Raw genomic sequence first — 4,576 nt, 5'->3', positions numbered from 1 at the left:
ACCTGGCGCCGGAACGCGTTGCCGGCGTCCTGGTGAACCTGCTTTAACGGGCATGACCTCAAGGCGCTGACGCCTGTCTGGGCAGGACCGACCACTGTGAACCACGCCGACATCGTCACCGCCGGATTGCTGCTGTTCATCGCCTGCGTGGTCGCGATCCTCAGCCGGCGCATCGGCGTGCCCTATGCCGTCGGCCTGGTCGCCGCGGGCATCGGCCTCAACCTGGCCGGCTTCCACGGCCGGATCGCCTTCACCCCCGAACTGATCTTCACCTTCTTCCTCCCGCCCTTGGTGTTCGAGGCGGCGCTGAACCTGAAATGGAAGCAGTTCCGCCACGAAGCGCCCCTGGTCCTCAACCTCGCCTTCACCGGGACGGTCCTGTCCGCCGCCGTCGTCGCGGGCGGCATGCACTGGCTGGTGGGATGGGGCTGGCAGGCCGCCCTGCTGTTCGGATCGCTGATCGCCGCCACCGACCCGGTTTCGGTCATCGCCATCATGAAGGAGCAGCGGGCCGAGGAGCGGGTGCGCTTCGTGATGGAAGCCGAGAGCCTGGTGAACGACGGGGCGGCGGCAGTGCTGTTCTCGCTCTGCCTCGCGGCCATCAACGGCGCCGCCGTCACGCCTGCCGGCATCGGCTTTTCCCTGGTCCTGGTCGTGTTCGGCAGCGTGGCGTGCGGCCTTGCGGTGGCCGCCGGCCTGCTGCTGGTGGCGGGCCGGTCGGAAGACCCGTTCGTCGAGCTGACCCTGACCGTCCTGATCGCCTATAGCAGCTTCGCCGCCGCCGAGGCGCTGCAGCTTTCGGGCGTGCTGTCCACGCTGGCCGCCGGCATGCTGGTCGGCAACTGGGGGCCGGGTCGCATCCTGACCCGCCGCGGCAGCGAAGCGCTGATCCGGTTCTGGGAGTTCGCGGCCTTCCTCGCGAACTCGGTCATCTTCCTGCTGATCGGCGCCGGGGAGGCCGAACAGTCGTTCCAGTCCTATCTGCTGCCGGCGCTGGTCGGCACGGCGCTGGCGCTGGCGGGACGCGCGGTCGCGATCTATTCGCTGGGCCCGCTCTACGTCCGCAGCATCCTGTCCATCAGCCGGGAGATCCGGCACATGCTGTTCTGGGGCGGGCTGCGCGGCGCCCTGGCGCTGGCCTTGGCCCTCTCGGCGCCGGCAGCGCTGGCGGAGCGGGACGCCCTGGTGGGAACGACGTTCGCGGTGGTGGCGTTCTCGATCTTCGTCCAGGGGCTGACGGTGCCGCGGCTGCTGCGCCGCTCCGGCCTGCTGGCCGGGACGGAGGAATGACGGCCTCGGCTTGCACCGCCGGGGTCGAAGGGCTACCTCCCCTGATCTGCCGCGGAGCCAGTTGTCCCATCCATGAACGATATGATCGCCACGCCGGTTCTCAGCCGCTCGAACGCCATTCTCGGCCGCGTGGCGGAGCGTGTGTCCGCGGCGCTGGAGCGCTGCGGCTTTCCCGGTTCGGCTGACGCGGCGCGGTTCAGCGACCGCACGGACATCTCCGACTTCCAGTCGAACGTGGCGTTCCGGCTGGCGAAGCAGGCGAAGATGCCGCCGATCAAGGTCGCCGAACGGATCGTCGCGGAACTGGCCGGCGACCTGATGATCCGCGACGCCCGCGTCGACGGCGCCGGCTTCGTCAATTTCCGCCTGTCCGACGACTTCCTTGCCGCCTACCTGGCGGAGATCGCCGCCGACCCCCATTTCGGCACGGCGCAGGCGCACGAGGCGCGGACCTTCGTCATCGACTATGGCGGTCCCAATGTCGCGAAGTCCATGCATGTCGGCCACCTGCGCTCGACCATCATCGGCGACTGCCTGCTGCGCCTGACCCGGTTCCTGGGCTTCCGCGCGATCGGCGACGTCCACCTGGGCGACTGGGGCACGCAGATGGGCATGCTGATCCACGAGTTGTCGCTGCGCGCGCCGGACCTGCCCTATTTCGACGCGGCCTATGACGGCCCCTACCCCGCCGACCCGCCGCTGTCCCTGCCGGAACTGGAGGAGATGTACCCCGCCGCCTCCGCCCGCTGCAAGGAAAGCCCCGCCGACATGGACGCCGCTCGGCTGGCGACCGCCGAACTGCAGGCCGGGCGCGCGGGCTATGTCGCGCTGTGGCAGCATTTCGTCGCGCTGACGACCGTCAGCCTGAAGCGCGACTTCGCCTTCCTGGGCGTCAGCTTCGACCTGTGGTGGGGCGAAAGCACCGTCCATGACCGCATCCCCGGCATGATCCGGGAACTGCGCGCCGCCGGCCTTGCGGTCGAGAGCGACGGGGCGCTGGTCATCCCGGTCGCGACCGAACAGGACAAGACGGCGCTGCCGCCCCTGATCCTGGAGAAAAGCGACGGCGCGGTGATGTACGGCACCACCGACCTCGCGACGCTGCGCGCGCGGTTTGGGGAGCTGGACGCGGACTGGGTGCTGTATGTCGTCGACCAGCGCCAGGGCGTGCATTTCCAGCAGGTGTTCAGGGCCGCGGCGAAAGCGGGATACTGCCGGGCGGACCAGGTCGAGCATATCGGCTTCGGAACGGTGAACGGGCCGGACGGCAAGCCGTTCAAGACCCGGACCGGCGGCGTGATGAAGCTGAACACGCTGCTGGAATCCGCGCACGAGAAGGCGCGGGAGCGGCTGTACGGCACCAAGGCGTATTTCGAGCTGGACGATGCCGGCAAGGAGCTGCTGGCCCGGTCGATCGCGATCGCGGCGCTGAAATTCGCCGACCTGTCGAACCATCGGCTCGCGGCCTATGCGTTCGACCTGGACCGGTTCGTCAGTTTCGAAGGCAAAACGGGACCGTATATCCAGTACACCGTCGCGCGCATCAACTCGATGCTTGCAAAAGCAACCGAACGCGATTTTCAGGTCGGTCCGCTGCGCCCTGCCGCGCGGCCCGAGGAGCGGGAGTTGCAGATCCTGCTGTCGCAATTCGCCGACACGGCGGAAGGCGCGTTCACCGGCCGCATCCCCAACCTGCTGTGCGACGGCGCGTTCAAGCTGGCCCAGGCGTTCTCGCGTTTCTATGCGTCCTGCCACGTGCTGACCGAGGAAGACCCGGCGCAGCGCGCGTCGTGGCTGGCTGTGTCGGACCTGACGCGGACCCAGTTGATGGCGTACCTGGATATCCTGGGCATCCCGGCCGTGGAGAAGATGTAGCCGGTCTCCGCGGATGGCCGGACCCTATGCGCATGGGGAGAGCCGGATACGTGCGATGGCACCGCGATCGCCATGGATGCATGCGATAGCACCGCGATCGTCATGGACGTGTGCAACGGCACCACGATCGTCACGGATGCGTGCGATGGCACCCCGATCGTCATGGCGGGCGCAGGCCCCCCATCCACGCCTTGCGGTGCTGGCAGAAGGGCAGGCATGGACAGCGGCCCTCAACCCACCCTGACGTCGAAAGCTCGGTCCCGGCACGGGGCCGGATTTCCCGGTCCCGGAAAACTGCTGTACCTTCCGGCAAGCATCAAAAAACCCAGGAATCGTCCATGGACATCATGCCGGGCTTCACCCTCGCCGACATCGAGACCACCGGCGCGCGCATCCGCCTGCGGCATGGCGGCAGCGGGCCGCCCTTGCTGCTGCTGCACGGCAATCCGCTGACCCATGTCGCCTGGCACAAGCTGGCACCCCGGCTCGCGAAACGGTTCCACGTCGTCGCCGCCGACCTGCGGGGCTATGGCGACAGTTCCGCCCCGCCGGAGGAATCCGATAGTTCCAACTATTCCTTCCGCGCCATGGCCCAGGACCAGGTCGAGGTCATGGCCAAGCTCGGCTACGACACGTTCTTCGTTGCCGGACATGACCGGGGCGGCCGGACGACGCATCGCATGTGCCTCGACCATCCGGGGAAGGTGCTGAAGGCCGCGATCATCGACATCGTCCCGACCCTGGACATGTGGGCGGCGATGGACAAGGAAGCGGCCATCAGCGGCTGGCACTGGCCGTTCATGGCACAGCCCCAGGGTTTCCCCGAGACGTTCTTCAATGCCGTCGATCCCGACTGGTTCATGCGCAAGAAGCTGCTGAAGCTGACCGCCAACCTGAACCACATCCCGCCGGAAATCTGGTCCGAATATGTCCGTTGCTTTAACGAAAAGACCATCCGCGGCTCCTGCGCGGATTACCGGGCGGCGGCGACGATCGATTGTGAACTGGACACGGCGGACCTGCATCGCAAGCTGGCGATGCCGATCCTGGTGCTGTGGGGCGCCAACAGCAGCGTCGGCAAGCGTTTCGCCGACCCGATCGCCATCTGGCGCGAACGGGCCGAGGACGTCCGCGGCGAAGCGCTTCCCACCGGCCACTACGTCAACGAGGAAGCGCCCGAGCAAATGCTCGACTGGTTCCTGCGTTTCTTCGGCTGAGGGAGGCGATGGGCCGACCGCCGAAGGGGTGGATGGCGAGGCAGTTCAACGCAGATTTTCGAGGCGATGCACGCAGATTCGCCTTGATCCGCCGCCCTGCGCCCAGGTTCGACAGAGGAAGTCCAACCGGGCGCATCCAACCTTCCTGCCTCAGCAGCGCCAAAGGTTCGACAGAAGAAACCAAGACAGCGGCG

At 67.4% G+C, this 4,576-nt stretch carries 3 protein-coding genes; all 3 read left to right on the top strand.

Annotated features, from left to right (window positions below; translation table 11 throughout):
- Positions 1-96 precede the first annotated feature (96 nt).
- The 3 genes from VHB27_RS00585 to VHB27_RS00575 all read left to right on the top strand — a co-directional run bounded on the left by VHB27_RS00585 (position 97) and on the right by VHB27_RS00575 (position 4,382).
- Entirely contained in the window at positions 97-1,290 is a 1,194-nt protein-coding gene (locus VHB27_RS00585) for a cation:proton antiporter (protein ID WP_325596609.1), read from the top strand.
- Between the two features lie 72 nt (positions 1,291-1,362).
- Positions 1,363-3,165, top strand: coding sequence for an arginine--tRNA ligase (gene argS, locus VHB27_RS00580; RefSeq protein ID WP_325596607.1), 1,803 nt, complete (start codon positions 1,363-1,365; stop codon positions 3,163-3,165).
- Positions 3,166-3,503: 338 nt separating this feature from the next.
- Positions 3,504-4,382 carry an alpha/beta fold hydrolase gene (locus VHB27_RS00575; RefSeq protein WP_325596605.1) on the top strand — a complete coding sequence of 293 codons (879 nt, stop codon included), beginning with the start codon at positions 3,504-3,506 and terminating at the stop codon, positions 4,380-4,382.
- The last annotated feature ends 194 nt before the right edge of the window (positions 4,383-4,576 follow it).

Origin of the sequence: Rhodopila sp. (genome assembly GCF_035548235.1) — a bacterium.
Lineage (GTDB): Bacteria > Pseudomonadota > Alphaproteobacteria > Acetobacterales > Acetobacteraceae > Rhodopila.
The sequence above is the reverse complement of the archived record's forward strand: the minus strand, read 5'-3'. Positions and strand labels throughout refer to the sequence as shown.

Bases quoted from the DNA above. Each gene is read 5' to 3' on its own strand.
- VHB27_RS00575 (WP_325596605.1), top strand. From the start codon at position 3,504: ATGGACATCATGCCGGGCTTCACCCTCGCCGACATCGAGACCACCGGC.
- argS (WP_325596607.1), top strand. From the start codon at position 1,363: ATGAACGATATGATCGCCACGCCGGTTCTCAGCCGCTCGAACGCCATT.